Genomic DNA, 19,465 nt, shown 5'->3' on the forward strand with positions numbered 1-19,465 from the left:
CGCGGTTCGAGTTCCGCATTGAGACACTACGGGAGTTGCTATGGAGACCGTCAAATTCCGCATGAACGATCCGCGACTGGCGCCGCGGCGAACCAAGATGGACATTCCGGGCTGGGCCGGCGAGCGTCAGCCGCGTGCGGACGGCTCGCACGAACAGGTCTGGCATTGCGTGCCGTTCTCGGAAGGCGCGCAATATGGCATCGAGCTGTTCTATCCGTATGATTTCGAACTGCACGTCACCACGCGCGACGGCAAGCTCAGCCTCTCGGGCGATTGGGGCGAGCCGCCGTCGCCGACCCTGCAGTGGCCGCCGTTCCGCAACTTCGGCGATCATTTCTATACTTATCAGATCCTGCTCGATCTGAAGGCGCCGAAAGGATACGCGATTCGGACCGAGCCGCATCCGCGCTTCTACGCCGACGCCACCGACACCGTGCCGATCGCCGTGCCCGCGCTGATCCGCAACTGGTGGCCGATGCTGTTCTTCTGCGTGTTCAAGGCGCCGGCGGAGGGGCGCACGCACATCTTCCGTCCCGGCGAGCCGTTCGCCCAGGTGATCGTGATCCCCGAAGAAGCGAACTTTGCGCTCGAGCCGATGACGCCGGATGAAGCGGCCGAGCGCGAGCTGCAGGCGCGCCGCATCCATGCGAGCCGGCCGAACTTGGCCCAAGGCACGGAATGGACGTCGACCACCGACACCGTGTTCGACGGCACCTACCGCCATCTCCATCGCGCCGCGAAGGAGAAGGCGCGCAAGTCCTGAAGCGATCTCGGCCCAAAGAGCGAGGCGCCGACCCCATTAGGATCGGCGCCTCTTTCCGTCATGCCATCAACACGCGATCAATACTCGTCGTAGTACCAGTGGTGGTGGTGATGGTGATGATGATGGTGGTGATGGTGATACCAGCGGCGGGGCGGGACCACATAGACGCGCGGCCCATAGCCGTCACGCCAATAGCCGTGATGGTGATGGTGGTGATGGTGGTGGTGATGAGGGTAGTACCACTGGGCCACCTGGACGTTCGGCTCCGTCGATCGCGCCGGCGCCTGCTCGTCGAGCGCCTGCAGCACCTTGGCCGCATTCGGAATCGGTTCGAGCAGATCCGCGTAGGAATTGGCCCTCAGGACATCGGTCGGTGCCGGTGCCGGCGAGGCCTGCGCTGTGCCGAGCGCGCCGACGGCGGCAACCGCGCCCAACAAACTAGCGATCTTCTTATCCATCAATTCTCCTCCTGATGCGCATCGCCCGGATGCGGAAACGTCAGCCCAACGGGTTCGTTCCCCGACGCAGCTAAATGGTTCAGCACGACGTCGAAATTCAGGCTGTCGATTTGTTCATCCTGTCAGTCTGTTCATAAATCCGAGCAGCAACTCATTGACTGATTCGGCTCGCTCCTGCTGCACCCAATGTCCGGCGCCATCGATCAATTCGCACAGCACCATGTTGCTGCAGACGCGCGTTTGCATCGCTTCGAACGTGCCTGGCTTCTGATAAGTGCCCCAATCCCGCTTGCCCGAGATGAACGCCGATGGAATCTCGATGCGGCGATCGGACCACGTCTGCAGCTCCGCGTCGAAAAGTCGCGACGTGCCGCAGCGATACCATTGCAGTCCGCCCTGGAATCCGGTGCGTTCATACTCGGCGCTGTAAAAGGCAAGCTCGGAATCAGGAAGCCACCGATTGTTCGCAATCGCCTGTTGGTCCGGCATCACCTCGGCAACCGTCTTCGCCATCGTCTTGTCGAGGTCCATCACGTAATACGTCGGAAGCTTCGCAAGCTCTTCTGCCGTCCAGGCCTGGAGCGGGTAGGGTTGATTGCCGGGCCAATCCGCGCTCTTGTGGTGATAGTAGCCGCGCAGAAAGGCATGCAGGCCTTGAGGCGGGCGATGCATGTCGGCGTTGGCCTGTCGTGTCGAGTAGTACCATTGATAGTGCTTGCGTGGTCGCGGCAGCGCTGCAAGCGCGCGATGCACGGGATCTTCGGCCTGCGTAGCTGGCGGCGTATCCACCGTTCCGAAGGGCAGCGATGGCGGTCCGGCGAACGGCGTGCTCATCATCACGACCGAACGGAAGACGTCGGGCCGGAGCACCGCGCACCATGCCGCGACCAGGCTGCCGAAATCATGCCCGACCACGGCATCGACCTTGCGATGGCCGAACGCATAGACCAGGCCGAGTGCATCCCGCACCAGATTGGTCAGCCGGAAGGGCGCGAGATCGCCGTCATAATCCGTGCTCCATCCAGTCGTGCGGCCATAGCCGCGCTGGTCCGGCGCGATCACGTGATAGCCGGCGGCCGCGAGCGCCGGCATCACCTTGCGCCAGCTGAAGGCCAGCTCCGGAAACCCATGCAGCAGCAGGATGCAGGGCCGCCCCTTGTTCTCGAAGCCCGCTTCCAGCACATGCATCGACAGACCGTTGATGCCCTCGATCTGGCGCGAGCGGATGGACGGCGGAAGCGGTGGCCGTGGAAGAGAGGCTTCAGTCATGGCGGCGTACTCCTGTGCACCCTCTCCCCTTGCGGCAGAGGGTGGCAGCCGCGCGGCGATGCGAAGCATCGTCCGAAGGCTGCCGGGTGAGAGGTTCTCTCCTCATCGTAGATCTACGATTGCGGCACGAACCCCTCACCCAAGTGAGTATGTCGCAAGCAATTGTGTAGCCCTCTCCCGCAGGGGGAGAGGGCGCAGTCATGATCAGCGCGACAGATCCTACGCCGACCTGTCACCACGATGGCGGCTATGCTGATACCTTCTTCGGCCAATAGCGCTCGCGCAAGTGCCGCTTCACCAGCTTGCCGGTCGGCGTGCGCGGCAGCTCCGGTTCAAAGTCGATCGAGCGCGGGCATTTGATCGGGGACAGGTGCTTGCGGCAGAACAGGATCAACTGCTCCTCAAACTCCTTGCCGGCGCGGCCCATATCATGTGGCTGCACGACCGCCTTGACCTCTTCGCCCATCTCCTCGTTCGGCACGCCGAACACCGCGACGTCGGCCACCTCAGGATGGGTGATCAGGATGTCCTCGGTCTCCTGCGGGTAGATGTTCACGCCGCCCGAGATGATCATGTAGGACTTGCGGTCGGTGAGATAGAGGAAGCCGTCGGCATCCAGATAGCCGACATCGCCGAGCGTCGACCAGCCCTTCTCATTGTAGGCGCGCTTCGTCTTCTCGGGATCATTGTGATATGTGAAGACCGGCGCATCGGCGAAATACACCGTGCCGATCTCGCCCGTCGGCATTTCCTCGCCGTCTTCGCCGAGGATCTTGACCTTGCCGACCACGGCCCGGCCCACGCTGCCACGATGCGCCAGCCATTGCTGCGAGTTGCACACGGTGACGCCATTGCCTTCCGAGCCCGCGTAATACTCGATCAGGATCGGGCCCCACCAGTCGATCATCTTGGCCTTGACGTCGACCGGGCAGGGCGCGGCGGCATGGATCGCGCCCTTGAGCGAGGAAACATCGTAGCGCTTCCGCACCTCCTCCGGCAGCTTCAGCATGCGCACGAACATCGTGGGGACCAGCTGCGTGTGCGTGACCTTGTGCGTCTCGACCAGCTTCAGGAACTCTTCGGCGTCGAAATGCTCCATGATGATCGAGGTGCCGCCGAGCACGATCGCCATCATGTTGAAGCGCAAGGGAGCGGCATGATAGAGCGGCGCCGGCGACAGATAGACGCTCTCTGCATTCATGCCGCACATGTCGGCGCACAGCACCCGCAGGAACGGGTTCGGCTGGTCGATCTTGTTGTTCTCGAATGCCTTCTTGATTCCCTTCGGCCGGCCGGTGGTGCCGGACGAATAGAGCATGTCGTAGCCCGCAACCTGGTCCGCAATGGGCGTCGTCGGCTGCGCCGCCACTTCCTTGTCCCACGCGCGGAAGCCGGGCTCGGCCTGGTCGAGCATGAAGAAGAGCGGCTCGCCCGGCGTGCCGGTCACGAGCTCGGCGACCTGTGCGGCGCAACCCGGCGAGGTGATGAAAACCTTGGCGCCGCAATCCCTGACGATGTAGGCGATCTCGTCCTTGGTGAGGTAGCGGCTGATCGCCGTGTAGTAGAGGCCCGAGCGTTGCGCCGCCCAGGCGATCTCCATGAAGGCCAGCCGGTTCTCCATCAGGAAGGCGATGTGATCGCCCGGCTTCAGCCCCAGCGCGCGAAACAGATGTGCGCCCTGATTCGAACGCTCATCGAGCTCGCGATAGCTGATGGCCGTGCCGCTGCCGGCCATCTGGTAGGCGATCTTGTCGGGATGTGTGCGAGCGTGGATGGAGGGGTGGGTCATGAGGGCACACCGCTGACTACGGAAAAGGTGTCGTCCCGGCCTTGCGCCGGGACCCATAACCACAGGGGCCTGTGGCGAGGATAAGCTGTGGCTCCAGCTTGCCCAATATTCAATTCGGTGGTTATGGGTCCCCGCGTTCGCGGGGACGACGCCGTTGTTCGGGCGAGAGCTACAATCGCTCTACGATCGTCACATTCGCCATGCCGCCGCCCTCGCACATGGTCTGCAAGCCATAGCGCTTGTTGCGCTGCTTGAGCGCGTGCACGAGCGTCGTCATCAGCTTGGTGCCGGAGCCGCCGAGCGGATGGCCGAGCGCGATGGCGCCGCCATTGACGTTCAGCCTGTCAGGATCGGCGCCGGTGGTCTTCAGCCAGGCGGTCGGCACCGAGGCGAAGGCCTCGTTGACCTCGAACAGGTCGATGTCGTCGATGGACATGCCGGCCTTGTCCAAAGCGCGCTTCGTTGCGTGCAGCGGCGCGTCAAGCATGATCACGGGATCGCCGCCCATCATGGTCATATGATGAACCCGCGCGAGCGGTTTGACGCCGAGCGATTTGAGGCCGCGTTCGTTGACGACGAGCACGCCGGAGGCACCATCGCAGATCTGGCTTGCGGTCGCCGCCGTCAGCTTGCCGTTCTCGGCAATCAGCTTGACACCCTTGATGCCGTCGAGGCTGACATCGAAGCGGATGCCTTCGTCGATCGTGTGGGTGTCGGTCGAGCCGTCGGCTCTGACGATCTCGAGCGCAACGATCTCGTCCTTGAAATAGCCGGCTTGCGTCGCCGCGATCGCGCGCTGATGGCTGTTATAAGCGTATTCGTCGAGCTCGTCTTTGGAGAGGCCGTACTTTTCGGCCATCATCTCCGCGCCGGTGAACTGGCTGAACTGGATGTTCGGATAGCGGCTCTCGATGCCGGGGCTCTTGTAATGGCCGAAGCCGTTCTTTGCCGGCAGGCTCGAGGCGAGCCCCATCGGCACCCGCGTCATTGATTCCACGCCAGCGGCGATCACCACATCCATGGCGCCGGACATCACGGCTTGGGCTGCGAAATGCAGCGCCTGCTGCGATGAACCGCACTGTCGGTCGATCGAGGTGCCGGGCACGCTTTCGGGCAGCTTGGAGGCGAGCACCGCGTTGCGGGCGATGTTGTTGGACTGCTCGCCGGCCTGCATCACGCAGCCCATGATCACGTCTTCGATCTGATCCGGCGCAGCGCCGGAGCGATCGACCAGGGCATTCAGCACCTTGGCCGCGAGATCCGCCGGATGCCATCCGGACAAGCGTCCCCCTTTGCGGCCGCCCGCGGTCCGGGCAGCCGCAACGATATAGGCTTCCGCCATGGGGTTTCCTCCCTAGACTTGGTCTTCGTGGTTGGAGGCGATTTAAACGAGCAGTTAGGGCTTAGTCAATCGATCAATTAAATCTTGTGATCGAGGACGCCTTCGGCTTATCTGGCGCGATCCTTGGAAGAGACCGGATGGGACCTCAGCTCCAGAGCAGCACACCGAACAAGCTTGCCGCCGGGCGGAATGCCACGGCGGAGAAGCTCCTGGTTGCCGCCAGCGCGCTGATGATCGAACGCGCGTCGATTGACGTGTCCTTGAGCGACATCGCCCAGAAGTCCGGCGCGAACGCCGCGCTGGTCAAATATCATTTCGGCAACAAGGATGGCCTGCTGCTGGCGCTGCTTGCGCGCGATGCCGCCACCGAGGTCGCCAATCTCGAATATCTGCTGGCGCAGCCGCTCTCGCCGACCGCAAAGCTGAAGCTGCATATCGGCGGCATCATCCGCGCCTATCACCGCTTCCCCTATATGAACCGGTTGATCCATTACCTCCTGCACGAGAGCAGTGCGGAAGCCGCTGATGAAGTGTCGAAGTTCTTCGTCGCGCCGCTGCTGGAGTTTCACCGCAGGCTGCTCGCGGAAGGCGTTGCGGCCGGTGAATTCCGCGAGGTCGATCCGGTGCTGTTCTACACCAGCCTGATCGGCGCCTGTGATCATCTGTTCTTCGGCCGCCACGCCATGTCGCGCGCGACCGGCGTGGGTCCGGTGACCGACGAAGTCTGCCGCCAATACATCACGCACATGGAAGCGCTGATCTGCGGCGGAATACTCAAGAGGGCGAGTGGCGATTAGGGAGTAGCGAATAGGGGAGTTGAGGCACTTCCCTGCGCGATATTCGCTATCAGCCATTCGCAAGATAAAAAGTCAGGGAGGTTATCCATGCAGTTGAAGGAAGTTGCCGTTCTCATCACCGGCGGCGGGTCGGGGCTCGGTGCTGCCACCGCGCGTGCGATGGCCGCGAAGGGCGCCAAGGTCGCCGTGCTCGACCAGAGCAAGGAGAATGCGGAGAAGGTCGCTGCTGAAATTCATGGCGTGGCTGTTCATGCCGACGTCACCGACGAGGAGCAGATCAAGGCGGGCATCGCGAAGGCGGAAGCTGTTCACGGCATCGCGCGCGTCCTGGTGAACTGCGCCGGCATCGGCGGCTCTCAGCGCATCGTCGGCAAGGATGGCGTCTATCCGCTGGCGAAGTTTGCCCGCATCATCAATGTCAACCTGATCGGCACCTTCAATGTGCTGCGGCTGTTTGCCGAGCGCCTCGTCACCGCTGAGCCCATCGGCGAAGAGCGTGGCGTCGCCATCAACACCGCGAGCGTTGCGGCCTTCGAAGGCCAGATCGGCCAGATCGCCTATTCGGCCTCGAAAGGTGGTGTGGTCGGCCTCACGCTGCCGGCGGCGCGCGATCTCGCCAGCCAGAAAATCCGCGTCAACACCATCGCGCCCGGCCTGTTCCTGACGCCGCTCCTGATGGGCCTCAACGAAGAGGCGCGCAAGAGCCTGGGCGCGCAGGTGCCGCACCCGGCGCGGCTCGGCGATGCGTCCGAGTATGGCAATCTCGCCGTGCATATCGTCGAGAATCCGATGCTCAACGGCGAGACCATCCGTCTCGATGGCGCGATCCGCATGGCGCCGCGGTAGCTGCCCATTCGGCTGTCGTCCCCGCGAACGCGGGGACCCATACCGCGTGATGTTGCTAGTGGAATCAGGTGGCTGATGTAGTGCCCATAACGACACCCTGTGGTTATGGGTCCCGGCTCGCGCTTCGCTTGGCCGGGACGACGGTGGAGAGAGATGCGAGCCGCTCTCGACCAACAAGCAAAGATCAAGATCCGCAAAGGACGATCGTATTCGGGAGACGCAAGATGGACGGGAGTGCAGCGGCGGTGCTGGAGAAACCGGCCTTCCGCAAGGTTGACTGGCTGACGCGCGACATCGCCGTCGAACGGCGCGACGATGGCGTCATCGTCATGAGGTCACGGATCCCACTGCAGGCCTACGAGCCGCACATTCCGGCGCCTCTCGCAAAATGGGCCGAGCAGGCCCCCGAGCGGATCTGGCTGGCGCAGCGCGCAGGACCCGAACGGCAGTGGCGGAAGATGTCGTATGGCGAAGCCAAACGCGCCGTTGACGGGCTGACGCAGGGCCTGCTCAATCTCGGCCTCGAAGAGGGCCGGCCCGTCGCCATCCTCTCCGGCAATTCGATCGAGCATGCGCTGCTCACGCTTGCCGCGATGCAGGCGCGGCTGCCGGCGGCGCCGGTGTCGCCGGCCTATTCGCTGATGAGCCATGATCATCTCAAGCTCAGATATCTGTTCGAACTGATCAGGCCGGCCGTGATCATGGTGCAGGACGGCCCGACCTTCGAGAAGGCGCTCAAGGCGTTGCCGCTCGAGGGCGTCACCGTGATCCATGTCGCGCGCCCCTGCGACGGCATCGAGAGCCTCGGCTTCGCCGAGCTTGCCGCGACGCCGGTGACCTCGGAGGTCGAGCGATCGATCACAAAGATCACGCCCGACACGATCGGCAAGCTGCTGTTCACCTCGGGCTCGACCGGCATGCCCAAGGCGGTCATCAACACGCAGCGCATGATGTGCGCCAATGCCGCGATGATGATGCAGGTCCGTCCGCGTTCGCCCGGTGCGCCCATTGCCACGGTGCTCGACTGGATGCCGTGGAATCACACGATGGGCGGCAATGCCTTATTCAATCCGCTGCTGATCGATGGCGGCACGCTCTACATCGATGACGGGCGGCCGATGCCCGGCCAGTTCGAGGAGACGATCCGGAACCTGCGCGAGGTGTCACCGACCTATTATGCGAATGTCCCGGTCGGCTACGCCGCACTTGCGTCCGCGATGGAAAAGGATGACGCGCTCTGCCGCTCCTTCTTCAAGGACCTTGGCCTGATGGGTTATGGCGGCGCGCGCCTGCCGGATGATCTGTACGATCGCATGCAGGCGCTGGCCGTGCGCGCCACCGGCGAGCGCATCGTGTTCTACACCGGCTGGGGCTCGACCGAGACCGGCCCGACCTCGACCGGAACCTATTGGGACACCGAACGCGTCGGCCTGATCGGTCTGCCATTCCCCGGCGTCGAATTGAAGATGGTGCCATCGGGCGCGAAATACGAGCTGCGGCTGCGCGGTGCCAATGTGATGCCGGGCTATTTCGGCCAGCCCGAACTGACCAGGAACGCCTTTGACGAGGAAGGTTTCTACTGCATCGGGGATGCCGGCGTGTTTGTCGACCCTGACGATCCCGTGCAAGGGATCATCTTCGCCGGCCGCGTGGTTGAGGATTTCAAGCTGACGACCGGCACCTTCGTGCATGTCGGTGCCCTGCGAACCGATGCGATCGCGGCCGCGACGCCGGTGATCCAGGACGCTCTCGTCACGGGACAGGATCGTGATGAGGTTGGTCTGCTGGCCTGGCCGAATTTGCACGCCTGCCGTCAAATGATCGGCGATCCCAATGCGACCTTTGAGGAGGTCGTCAAACACCCTGCGGTGATCGCCTGCGTCAAGCGTGGGTTCGATGCGCACAATCGAGAATGCGAAGGCGCGACCAGCCGGCGCATCGCCCGCGTGATGCTGATGGTCGAGCCGCCGTCGATCGACGGCCATGAGCTGACCGACAAGGGCTACATCAATCAGCGCGCCGGGCTCGAACGCCGCGCCGCGCTGGTGGAGCGGCTCTATGCCGATCCGCCGGCGAACGAGGTGATCGTGCTGTGCTGACGATGTTGCCACCCGTTCGTTGTCGTCCCCGCGAACGCGGGGACCCATACTCCGGGAACTATCTGTGTCAGGCTGGAGCTAGCTCCGGGCACATAGAACTGCCGGTGGTTATAGGTCCCCGCGTTCGCGGGGACGACGACCAAAAATCCCGTTCGAACAATAGAGTAGCGCCATGAATTTCGATTTCTCCGACGACCAAAAGCAGCTGCGCGATCAGGCGCGGAAATTCCTGGCCGAGAAGTGCTCGCCCAAGGCGGTGCGCGCCGTGCTCGACGGGCAGTCACCCTATGACAGCGAGCTGTGGAAGGGTCTTGCCGAGATGGGCTTTCTCGGCGTCGCGATCCCCGAGGAATTCGGCGGTGCAGGCGCCGGCCATCTCGAACTTTGCGTGATCGCCGAGGAGATGGGCCGCGCCTTAGCGCCGGTGCCGTTTTCCTCGACGGTGTATCTTGCAGCGGAGGCGCTGATGCTCGCCGGCAGCGAGGCACAGAGGCGAAAATGGCTGCCGAAGATCGCCTCCGGTGAGGCGATCGGCACGCTCGCATTGTTCGAAGGCACCGGCAATCCGTCGCCCAAGGCCATCAAGCTTGACGCATCGAATGGCGTGCTCAACGGCGTCAAGAAGCCGGTGGCGGATGGTGCGATTGCGGATTTTGTCATTGTCGCCGCACGCAGCGCTGCCACCGGCCGCGACAGCGATATTTCCCTGTTCATCGCGGACACGAAGGCCGGCGGCGTCGACGCCAAGGTGCTGACCAATCTCGATCCGACCCGCGGCCAGGCCGAGCTTGTCTTCACCAACTGCAAGGCGGAGCTGCTCGGCGCAGCCGGCGAAGGCTGGGCCATCATCGCCCAGGTGCTCGACCGTGCGGCGGTCCTGGTCGCCTTCGAGCAGGTCGGTGGCGCCGATCGTGCGCTGGAGATGGGCCGCGACTACGCGCTCGATCGCATCGCCTTCGGCCGGCCGATCGGCTCGTTTCAGGCGGTCAAACACATGCTGGCCGACATGTACGTGTCCGCTACGCTGGCGCGCTCCAACTGCTATTACGGCGCCTGGGCGCTATCGACCAATGCGCCCGAATTGCCGGAGGCCGCGGCGTCGGCGCGCATCAGCGCGACCCAGGCCTTTCAGCACTGCGCCAAGAACAACATTCAGGTGCACGGCGGCATGGGCTTCACCTGGGAGTTCGACTGCCACATGTACTACCGCCGCGCCAATGCGCTGGCGCTCGGCCTGGGCAGTCTCTCCTACTGGGAGGACCAGTTGATCGACCGCATGCGCAAGCGCAATGCGGCGTGATCCATGCACGTCATTCCGGGGCGGTTGCGAAGCAACCGAACTCGGAATCTCAAATGAGTCACCTCTAGATTCCGAGTCCGAGGCCTTTGGCCTCGCCCCGGAATGACGGGAAAGAGAACGACGATGAACTTCGACGACACCCTTGAGGAGGCTGCGTTCCGCAGCCAAGCGCGGGCCTGGATCGCCGCCAACGCGCCGAAAGAATACGAAGCAGAGCTGCGCGCGTCCTCCCTCGGTCGCACCGCGCTGAAGAATGCCAATATCCTCGACGTCGCGAAAGCCTGGCAGAAGAAGAAGGCCGATGCCGGCTGGGCCTGTCTGCACTGGCCGAAAGAGTATGGCGGCCGCGGCGCCTCGCCGATCGAGCGCGTGATCTGGCAGCAAGAGGAAGGTCCGTTCGGCAAGCTCTCGGCTGTCTTCATCATCGGCCACGGCATGTGCGGACCGACCATGATGGCCTACGCCTCGGAGGAGCATAAGCGGCACTATCTGCCGCCGCTGGCCTCGGGCGAAAAGATCTGGTGCCAGCTGTTCTCCGAGCCCGCGGGCGGCTCAGATGTTGCCGGCCTGCGCACCCGCGCCGAGAAGCGCGGCGACGCGTGGGTGATCAACGGCCAGAAGATCTGGACCTCCGGCGCGCATTATTCCGACTATGGCATCCTGCTCACCCGCACCGATCCGGACGTGCCCAAGCACAAGGGTCTGACGATGTTCTTCCTGGATATGAAGAGCAAAGGCGTCGAGGTGCGCCCGATCAAGCAGGCCAGCGGCCATTCGGATTTCAACGAGGTCTACTTCACCGATGTCGTGATTCCGAACTCACAGCGCTTGGGGGCCGTCAATGACGGCTGGAACGTGGCGCTGACCACACTGATGAACGAGCGGATGTCGATCGGGGCCGGCGTCGCCACCGGCTTCCCGGAGTTGTTCGAGTTCTGCTCCAATCTGATGCTCGACGATCGTCCGGCGATCGAGGACCGCAACGTGCGCGCCAAGCTCGCGAACTGGGCGGTGAAAGCGAGCGGCCTGAAATACACCAGCTTCCGTGCCATCTCCGCGCTGTCGAAGGGTGAGCGGCCGGGCCCGGAGAACTCGATCGGCAAGCTGGTCGCGGCATCGATGGTTCAGGACGTCGCCACCTTCGCGCTTGATCTGCAGGGCGCGGCCGGCGTTCTGAGCGGCGCCGAGGCCGAGCTGGCCGGCAAATTCCAGGCGATGCTGTTGCGCGCGCCGGGCACCCGCGTCGAGGGCGGCACTGACGAGATCATGCGCAACATCATCGCCGAGCGCGTGCTCGGGCTGCCGGGCGATATAAGGGTCGACAAGGATCTGCCGTTCAATCAGATCCCGACCAGGGGACGAAGCTAAGGTCGTGGAGTCGTAGGGTGGGTTAGCGGAGCGTAACCCACCATTGGCTCGTGCGATGCTCATCAAGGTGGTGGGTTACGCCTTCGGCTAACCCACCCTACGCATATGGAGTGAGGCTAGATCATGAACTTCGACGACACTCCCGAAGAAGCCGCATTCCGCGCCGAGGCGCGGGCCTGGATCGACGCCAATGCGCCGAAGCAGTTCGAACAGGAGCTTTCGAGCGCCTCGCTCGGACGTATCCGCCTCAAGAACGCCGACATCGTCGAGGTCGGCAAGGCCTGGCAGAAGAGGAAGGCCGAGGCCGGCTGGGCCTGTCTGCAGTGGCCGAAGGATTATGGCGGGCGGGGCGCCTCGCCGATCGAGCGCGTGATCTGGCAACAGGAGGAGGGCGTCTACGGCAAGCTGACACAGCCGTTCCAGATCGGCGAAGGCATGTGCGGCCCGACCGTGATGGCCTATGGCAGCGAAGCGCACAAGCGCCGCTATCTGCCGAAGCTGGCGTCCGGCGAGGAGATCTGGTGCCAGCTGTTCTCCGAGCCGGCCGGCGGCTCCGATGTCGCGGGCCTGCGCACCCGCGCCGAGAAGCGCGGCGACGACTGGATCGTCAACGGCCAGAAGATCTGGACCTCGGGCGCGCATTATTCCGACTACGGCCTCCTGATCACGCGCACCGACCCCAACGTGCCCAAGCACAAGGGGCTGACGATGTTCTTCCTCGACATGAAGAGCAAAGGCGTCGAGGTCCGCCCGATCAGGCAGGCCAACGGCATGCAGGAGTTCAACGAGGTCTATTTCACCGACGTCGTGATCCCGGACAGCCACCGGCTCGGTGCGGTCGGCGACGGCTGGAACGTGTCGCTGACCACGCTGATGAACGAGCGCATGTCGATCGGCGCCCGGCTTGCGACCGGTTTCCCTGAGATGTTTGCGTTCTGCGCGAACCTGATGAGCGAAAACGGACTTGCGATCGATGACCGTGCGACGCGCTCGAAGCTGGCGTCATGGGCGGTGAAGGCGAGCGGGCTGAAATACACCAGCTATCGCGCGATCTCGGCGCTGTCGCGCGGCGAGCGGCCGGGGCCGGAGAATTCGATCGGCAAGCTGGTCGCCGGCACCATGCTGCAGGACATCGCAGCCTATGCCATGGATCTCCAAGGCGCAGCCGGTGCTCTCACCGGCGCGGACGAAGAGACGACACAGGGCCAGTTCCAGCAGATGCTGTTGACGTCACCATCGATGCGGATTGCCGGCGGCACCGACGAGATCCTGCGCAATATCATCGCCGAGCGCGTGCTCGGCCTGCCCGGCGATATCCGGGTGGACAAGGATGTCCCCTTCAACAAGGTGCCGACGAAGGGGCGAGGCTAGGTTCTCGCGCTCTTGATGAGGAAAGGTCTTCCATGACGTTCGCCGCAAAGCCCGAGCCAGACGCCATCACCACCTTGGAAGCGTTGATGCGCGCGCGCTTCTCCTGCCGCCGCTTCCTGCCCGATCCCGTGCCGCGCGCCACCATCGAGCGGATCCTTGGCGTGGCGCAGACCACCGCGTCCTGGTGCAACAGCCAGCCCTGGCGGGTCGAGATCACCTCAGGGGCGGGCACCGAGAAATTCCGGCAGGCGATGTACGCCGCCGCCTCAGGCGGCAAGCCCACCGTCGGCGATTTCGAGTTTCCGCGCGAATATCGCGGCGTCTATCTCGACCGGCGGCGCGAGAGCGGCTTTCAGCTCTACAACGCGGTTGGGATTCCTCGCGGCGACAAGGCCGGTTATGCGAAGCAGGCGCTGGAGAACTACAACTTCTTCGGTGCGCCGCATGTCGCGATCATCCATAGCGACGAGGCGCTCGGGGTCTACGGTGCGATCGATTGCGGCGGCTATGTGACGAGCTTCATGCTGGCGGCGCAGGCGCTCGGTGTGGCCACCGTGCCGCAGGCAGCGCTCGCCTTTCATTCCGACGTCGTTCGTGCCCATTTCGGCCTCGGCGAGGACCGCAAGGTGATCTGCGGCATTTCCTTCGGCCATCCCGATCGCGACCACAAGGCGAATTCATACCGCACCAGCCGCGCGGCCATCACTGACACGGCTCGCTTTTTCGAGGAATGAGCCGGCGATCGCTGCGTTGCCCTTAGCATATCGCAGTGCGCTCCTGCCTCCGCAGCTCGCTACGGGGCGGACTTCGGATTCGAAGCCCGTCAGTGGCAAGCGGTTCCGTTGCTGCGCTTGCCCAATTTGTCCTTGAACTGGTCCTTCAGTTCATGGGCTTCCAGCAGCGATATTGACAAAACCCGCTCCAACATTTTGAGTTGAAGGGCTCTGGCGTCGACAATGCAAAATTGCAGGCGCTCAATGATCTTCTCGAGTGAAGCTTCGGTCACGGCTCATACCCTGAAAAGTCAGTGATGGATTCCATGCAGACGCCGCCTGAGCGCGCAGCCTTGGAACTGGCAGATTTGGAACTGGACGAGTCGACGGTCCTTGGCCATCGGCTCTTCAAATCCTTCCACAAGCTGCGTCTGAAGCGGCATCGTGAGCAACTCATTGCGATGGCTGAACAGCTGGTGGAAGCGGAAGAAAGATGTCCGGAAGGGCCTGACGGCTGACGTCGTCGAGCCCTTGCCATGTCAGCGTCGGCTGGTTGAGGCCGATCTGCTGGCACAACGACTGCCACGTCGTGTCGTCGCAATCGACGAGCACCGCCAGCACCGACATCCCGTCCATCATGTGTGGCAGGCCGAGCGGTCGGGCTTTCCAGCCGCAGCGCTCGAAGCGCGGCAGCCACCAGCTCTCCAGCACGATGGAGAAGCCGGTCAAACCGATCGAAATGCCGTATTCCATGATCGCGGTGAGCAGCAGCATGTCGATCCGCGGCCCGGCATGCTCGCCGCGCCGCTCCGGAATCACGAAGATGCGCGACAGCTCATAGACGTCGGGCCGCTGGATAGGTCCTCGGATGTTGAGATAGGGGAAGATCTCGCTCATCAGGGTCGGCAGCAGGGTCGGCACCGCGCGCATCGCGCCGATCAGCTGTCCCTGGTCGAGGCAAAACAGATAGACCGCATCTTCGGTGTCGAACTGGTCGATCTCGCGCCCATCCGGCCGGTCCAGCGCCATCCATTTGCGCTGCTTGACGTAGATGTCATGGCGCATCCGGAAATAAGGGTCGAAGTAGCGCTCGTAGAGATGTCGATTATCCCTTCGAACAACATGGATCTCAGGCATCGAAGCTCCCGCTCAATGTTCAATCGCGCGGTAAGCATGCCGATGCAGCTCAGAGATTCCACTGGAAGAAATGACAGCTCGGACCTCGTCCCTGAAATGACCTAATCAGAGCAGGATTTCTCCATTGACCAATGCGGTCGCGACGGTCGCGGTCTTGTTGTTGGTCATCAGTTTGCGCTGCGCCTCCTCGAGGTGCCAGCGCACATTGCGCTCCGACAGGCCGAGAATCTGCGCCGTCTCCCATGCGGTCTTGCCGCGGGCCGCCCAGCGGAGCACCTCGGCCTCGATCTCGGACAGGCGGCGGCCTTGCTTTGTCGGTGACGAACGCCCCAATGCACGCAACCGGCCATAAGTGAAGATGCTGATCAGATGAACCGCGCTCTTGCTCTCGGTATCGAGGTGCGGCCGCTCGCCGGCGAGGCTGATCGCGCCGACCGCATCGTCATAATGAATCGGGATACAGAAGCCCTCCTGGAGGCCGAAGTCCCGCGCCCTCATCATCACCTCATGGGCGGAACGGTCTCGCTCGCGATCATACGGCGCCTCCGACCACATGAAAGGGTTCAGCGTCCCCAGGCAATGCCGCGGGATTGGATCGGCCATATGGAGATTCTCGCGGGTGTAGAACTCGAACCATCCGGCAGGCCAGCCGTTGGCCAGCATCAGTTGATCCAATGATTGGGTCGATGTCGGTATTCCCGCGATGATGTAGGAACGAAAGCCGATCTCGCCGATCAGTCGCTCGAATTGGGTGATCACGCTGGCGCTCGTCGTCGATGACTCCAGGGCATCGACAAAGTCGAGCGCGCGGCGCCCCCAATATGCGTCGGTCCCGTCCATGTTGCGCATCTCCGCCCGCACTGAGGCTAGCCGCCGACGCATTGCTGTCAATCGTAAACTAGAATGAGATCAGCAATCCTGTTATCAACTGATGCGGGATAAGGTGGCTTGAATGCACAGCTCCGCAGCCATTCTCATTATAGTATGTTGGTATAGTATGTTGGTCCTGCCTCCTGCGCTGACATTCGTATCAAATTGCAGCAAACCCTGATGCGACCATCAGCGGCTCGAGGACATCAGCGAATCAAGTTTCTATTGTCCCGAATCGAGCTTCGTTTCATTCAAGGCGCTCCCGGAAGCGAATGTCGGATTCGAAGGACACCGGAAAACCCTCCGGTCCAAATGCGGTTTGCTTCGAATTCGCAACATCGATATCGCCGCGGAACTGAGCACCACGCTCATGCGGCTCTGAATTTGGCATTCGCTTGCGAGGATTCTCGCTCGATCCTGCAGCGAATGTCAGATCCGCATCTGGCATGCCTGTCTAAAATTTCGGCGGCCGCTTCTCGGCAAAGGCCTTGATGCCTTCCCGGATCTCCGCACCGGACATGCTGTCGCGATTCCTTTGCGCGGCGGCCGACTCGTCGAGGCTTCCGTGGGCAAACTCGTTGATCGCACGCTTCATGCCTGCCATTGCGGTCGGCGCATTGCCCGCAAGCTGCGTCGCAAGCCGGTCGACCGCGGAATCGAGCGCGTCCACCGGCACGAGGGTCGTGAGATAGCCGATGCGCAGCATCTCATTTGCGTCAATCTTCTCCGCGGTCAGAAACAACCGCTTCGCATTGTCGGCGCCGAGCCGCGAGACGTAACGCCTGATGCCGCTCGGATAGTAGTGCAGGCCAAGTCGGGCTGCCGGCATGAACATCTCAGCCGTATCGACGCCGATCCGGAAGTCGCAGGCCAGCACCAGGTCGGTCGAGCCGCCATAGACGCCGCCATTGAGACGGCAGATGGTGGGCAGCGCGAGGTCTTCGAGCCGGTTGACCACGACCTCGAAGCTGGCGCCCGGATTGTCCTGCCGGGCGCCCTCGGCGCGCTCGGCGATCGAGCCGAGATCATAGCCGGCGCTGAAGGCGCGGCCGGTGCCGGTCAGGACCACGACGCGGATGGCGGCATCGGCTTCGATGCGGTCGAACAGCGCCAGCAGCGCCTCGAGGTCCTCGCGTTGCAGCCGGTTCAGATGCCTTGGCCGGTTCAGGCGGATGGTCGCGCGCGCCCCTTCGATGGAAAGCAGCGGCGTGCTCGCCTCGGGAATGGCCTGCTCGGCCGGTGCGTCGGTCATGTCGTATTCTCCAATGCGCGCCGCTTGGCCTCGGCGTCGATACTTTGGACCAGATCAGGGTGGCGGGCCATCAGCAGGCGGAAATCCACCAGATCGAGCACCAACAGCTTCGAGAGCTTGGTGGTCGAGATATTGGCGGAGCGCAGATTATTCCCAAGCAGCGCCATCTCGCCAAAGAAGGCCCCTTCGCCGAGCCGGACCTTCTTGCCGGGCAGGTCCACCTCGACCTCGCCGGAGGCGATGAAGTACATGCAATCGCCCGGCTGCCCCTTGCGGATGATGGTGGTCCGCGGCAGCAGGTCGATGGTGCGCAGCATATGGGTCACGTCGGCGATGGCGGACGGGCCGAGCGTGGCAAAGAAGGGAACCTTGCTGACGGACTCCCAGGTCTTGAGGAAATTGTCCCGCCTGGTCTCGGCGGCAAAGCTGGTGGCGAGAATACCGGTCCACAGCCCGAACACGCCCAAGCCCGAGATCATCACCATGGCCGCGATCACCCGTCCCAGCGGCGTGACGGGCACGACGTCGCCGTAGCCCGTGGTGGTCAGGGTCACGACCGCCCACCACAAGGTTTGCGGCACGCTGCCAAAGGTCGCCGGCTGGGCCTCGTGTTCCAGTGTGTATTCAGCGACCGAGCCGAGAAACAACACCAGAAGGAACAGCACGAATACGCTGAGCAGGGGCCTGGCCTCCATCACCAGCACCCGGCGCAGCCGCTGCAGACCGGGAATTCCAGGGATGACCTTGACCAGCCACAAGACCGCCAACAGCCAGGCCGATCTTTGCTCCACGCCGAGCGCCAGCGCGAACGGCACCCCCAGCGCCGAGGCGGTATCAAGCACGCCGCCTTCGGAACATAGATAAGAGAGGGTATAGCGGGCCTGCCGCGCCCAGTGAACCCGCACCCCCCACTGCAAGACGAAGAAGGCAAGGCAAGCCCACAGCACGCCGCAAATTGCGCCTGCTGCCGCGTCATACGCCGCATCCACCGTGAGCAGGACCATGGCGCCAGTGCCGATGACAACAGCCGCATAGTCCGCCCGCGTCGCCTGACGACCGGCCGTTGCGGTCAGGAACGACGCCAAATTCGAGAACAGCAACGGTTTGGACATCGAAAATGGGCGCCTGTGCTCGATGAAAATCCCGGTCTGGGGCGTTTATGGAAGGTGGCGGGGAAGGTGCCTGTCCGGGCCAGTGTCGTCAACGACACCCCCCAGGCGCCTTCTCTTACCTCTCCTCTTTTGCTCCTGTCTCCTTTTCGGACGGCTTATGGAGCGGAATTTCTCTGCTGCACGGCGAAAGCCGGTTAAAACGTCGCTTTTTCGCCGTATATCAAGAGTCCTGGCGGACACAGTCAGTGAAGACCGAAACGTCCTAGTGGCGACGTTTCCGTCTCGCGTCCAGAAGTCTGGTTGAGCTCGAATGGACACCTCTCATCTCGTAGAGCACGCAGGCGCCGCCGGCAGCCTGTTTGCTTCGATTTTCGTGGTAGCGACGCTGTCGATGCGGACGATGATCCCGCTTCGGGTCTTTGCGATCCTCACCAACATCGTCCTGATCGCGACCGCGATACCGACCCACAATTACCCGGTGATCGCGCTTCACGGCGTGCTGCTGCCGTTGAACAGCTATCGCCTTCACCAGATGCTGCAGCTCGTTCGCGACGTGAAGCGGTCGGTCAGCAGCGATCTCTCCATGGAATGGCTGAAGCCGTTCATGACGGAGCGCAAATGCACCGCGGGCGAAGTGCTGTTCTACAAGGACGAGAAGGCCGACAGCATGTATTACATCGTCAGCGGCCGCTTTCGCCTGGTCGAGTCCGGCATCGAACTGCCGGTCGGCGCCATCGTCGGTGAATTCGGCATGATCTCACCCTCGAATACGCGGACGCAGACGCTGGAATGCGACGAGGACGGCCTCATCCTCTCGGTCAGCTATGACCAGGTCGAGCAGCTCTACGTGCAGAACCCTGCTTTCGCCTTCTATTTCCTGCGCCTCGCCAGCGCGCGGCTGTTCCAGAATATCGAGACTCTGGAGCGCCGGCTGGCACAGCAGACCGCCGCGGCCGCCGTTACGGCGAAGTCGGCCTGA

At 63.0% G+C, this 19,465-nt stretch carries 18 protein-coding genes; 9 read left to right on the forward strand and 9 right to left on the reverse strand.

Features of this window, described 5'->3' with window-relative positions; all coding sequences use genetic code 11:
* Positions 1–40: 40 nt before the first annotated feature.
* Complete coding sequence (locus ACQR1W_RS06140; protein ID WP_434849959.1) at positions 41–763, forward strand: hypothetical protein; 723 nt, start codon at positions 41–43, stop codon at positions 761–763.
* A 77-nt stretch (positions 764–840) separates the two neighbouring features.
* Here ACQR1W_RS06140 and ACQR1W_RS06145 read toward each other — a convergent pair whose 3' ends face one another.
* From ACQR1W_RS06145 to ACQR1W_RS06160, 4 genes are all read right to left on the reverse strand, one after another.
* Positions 841–1,221 carry a hypothetical protein gene (locus tag ACQR1W_RS06145; RefSeq protein ID WP_434849960.1) on the reverse strand — a complete coding sequence of 127 codons (381 nt, stop codon included), beginning with the start codon at positions 1,219–1,221 and terminating at the stop codon, positions 841–843.
* A 114-nt stretch (positions 1,222–1,335) separates the two neighbouring features.
* Positions 1,336–2,409 carry an alpha/beta fold hydrolase gene (locus ACQR1W_RS06150; RefSeq protein WP_434850441.1) on the reverse strand — a complete coding sequence of 358 codons (1,074 nt, stop codon included), beginning with the start codon at positions 2,407–2,409 and terminating at the stop codon, positions 1,336–1,338.
* 328 nt (positions 2,410–2,737) lie between these two features.
* Positions 2,738–4,279, reverse strand: coding sequence for an acyl-CoA synthetase (locus tag ACQR1W_RS06155; RefSeq protein WP_434849961.1), 1,542 nt, complete (start codon positions 4,277–4,279; stop codon positions 2,738–2,740).
* A 169-nt stretch (positions 4,280–4,448) separates the two neighbouring features.
* Positions 4,449–5,621, reverse strand: a complete 1,173-nt coding sequence (locus ACQR1W_RS06160) for an acetyl-CoA C-acetyltransferase (RefSeq protein ID WP_434849962.1) — start codon at positions 5,619–5,621, stop codon at positions 4,449–4,451.
* A gap of 137 nt (positions 5,622–5,758) precedes the next feature.
* Between ACQR1W_RS06160 and ACQR1W_RS06165 the strand changes: the two genes are divergently transcribed.
* The 7 genes from ACQR1W_RS06165 (at position 5,759) to ACQR1W_RS06195 (ending at position 14,136) form a co-directional block, all read left to right on the forward strand.
* Positions 5,759–6,418, forward strand: coding sequence for a TetR family transcriptional regulator (locus ACQR1W_RS06165; protein WP_434849963.1), 660 nt, complete (start codon positions 5,759–5,761; stop codon positions 6,416–6,418).
* Between the two features lie 87 nt (positions 6,419–6,505).
* The gene (locus ACQR1W_RS06170) at positions 6,506–7,264 is read left to right on the forward strand and encodes an SDR family NAD(P)-dependent oxidoreductase (protein ID WP_434849964.1); all 759 of its coding nucleotides are present in this window, start codon (positions 6,506–6,508) and stop codon (positions 7,262–7,264) included.
* Between the two features lie 224 nt (positions 7,265–7,488).
* Positions 7,489–9,363, forward strand: a complete 1,875-nt coding sequence (locus ACQR1W_RS06175) for an AMP-binding protein (protein WP_434849965.1) — start codon at positions 7,489–7,491, stop codon at positions 9,361–9,363.
* A 172-nt stretch (positions 9,364–9,535) separates the two neighbouring features.
* Complete coding sequence (locus ACQR1W_RS06180; protein ID WP_434849966.1) at positions 9,536–10,663, forward strand: acyl-CoA dehydrogenase family protein; 1,128 nt, start codon at positions 9,536–9,538, stop codon at positions 10,661–10,663.
* Positions 10,664–10,786: 123 nt separating this feature from the next.
* Positions 10,787–12,031: an acyl-CoA dehydrogenase gene (locus tag ACQR1W_RS06185; protein WP_434849967.1), complete on the forward strand. Its 1,245-nt coding sequence runs from the start codon at positions 10,787–10,789 to the stop codon at positions 12,029–12,031.
* 123 nt (positions 12,032–12,154) lie between these two features.
* Positions 12,155–13,402: an acyl-CoA dehydrogenase gene (locus ACQR1W_RS06190; protein ID WP_434849968.1), complete on the forward strand. Its 1,248-nt coding sequence runs from the start codon at positions 12,155–12,157 to the stop codon at positions 13,400–13,402.
* Between the two features lie 86 nt (positions 13,403–13,488).
* A complete protein-coding gene (locus ACQR1W_RS06195; protein ID WP_434850442.1) occupies positions 13,489–14,136 on the forward strand; it encodes a nitroreductase in 648 nt (215 codons plus the stop codon).
* Between the two features lie 89 nt (positions 14,137–14,225).
* Here ACQR1W_RS06195 and ACQR1W_RS06200 read toward each other — a convergent pair whose 3' ends face one another.
* From ACQR1W_RS06200 to ACQR1W_RS06220, 5 genes are all read right to left on the reverse strand, one after another.
* On the reverse strand, positions 14,226–14,408 hold the full coding sequence (locus ACQR1W_RS06200; RefSeq protein ID WP_008974027.1) for a hypothetical protein: 183 nt from the start codon (positions 14,406–14,408) through the stop codon (positions 14,226–14,228).
* 160 nt (positions 14,409–14,568) lie between these two features.
* Positions 14,569–15,252 carry an acyl-homoserine-lactone synthase gene (locus ACQR1W_RS06205; protein ID WP_434849969.1) on the reverse strand — a complete coding sequence of 228 codons (684 nt, stop codon included), beginning with the start codon at positions 15,250–15,252 and terminating at the stop codon, positions 14,569–14,571.
* Between the two features lie 105 nt (positions 15,253–15,357).
* Entirely contained in the window at positions 15,358–16,092 is a 735-nt protein-coding gene (locus tag ACQR1W_RS06210; RefSeq protein ID WP_008974024.1) for a LuxR family transcriptional regulator, read from the reverse strand.
* Between the two features lie 484 nt (positions 16,093–16,576).
* Positions 16,577–17,374 (reverse strand): enoyl-CoA hydratase/isomerase family protein, encoded by a 798-nt coding sequence (locus tag ACQR1W_RS06215; protein ID WP_434849970.1) that lies wholly within the window; start codon positions 17,372–17,374, stop codon positions 16,577–16,579.
* Entirely contained in the window at positions 17,371–18,486 is a 1,116-nt protein-coding gene (locus ACQR1W_RS06220) for a cyclic nucleotide-gated ion channel (RefSeq protein ID WP_434849971.1), read from the reverse strand. The genes ACQR1W_RS06215 and ACQR1W_RS06220 overlap by 4 nt, the downstream gene beginning before the upstream one ends.
* A 310-nt stretch (positions 18,487–18,796) precedes the next feature.
* Between ACQR1W_RS06220 and ACQR1W_RS06225 the strand changes: the two genes are divergently transcribed.
* Positions 18,797–19,465, forward strand: a complete 669-nt coding sequence (locus ACQR1W_RS06225; RefSeq protein WP_008974020.1) for a Crp/Fnr family transcriptional regulator — start codon at positions 18,797–18,799, stop codon at positions 19,463–19,465.

It is taken from the genome of Bradyrhizobium sp. HKCCYLS1011 (genome assembly GCF_051167795.1).
GTDB lineage: Bacteria > Pseudomonadota > Alphaproteobacteria > Rhizobiales > Xanthobacteraceae > Bradyrhizobium.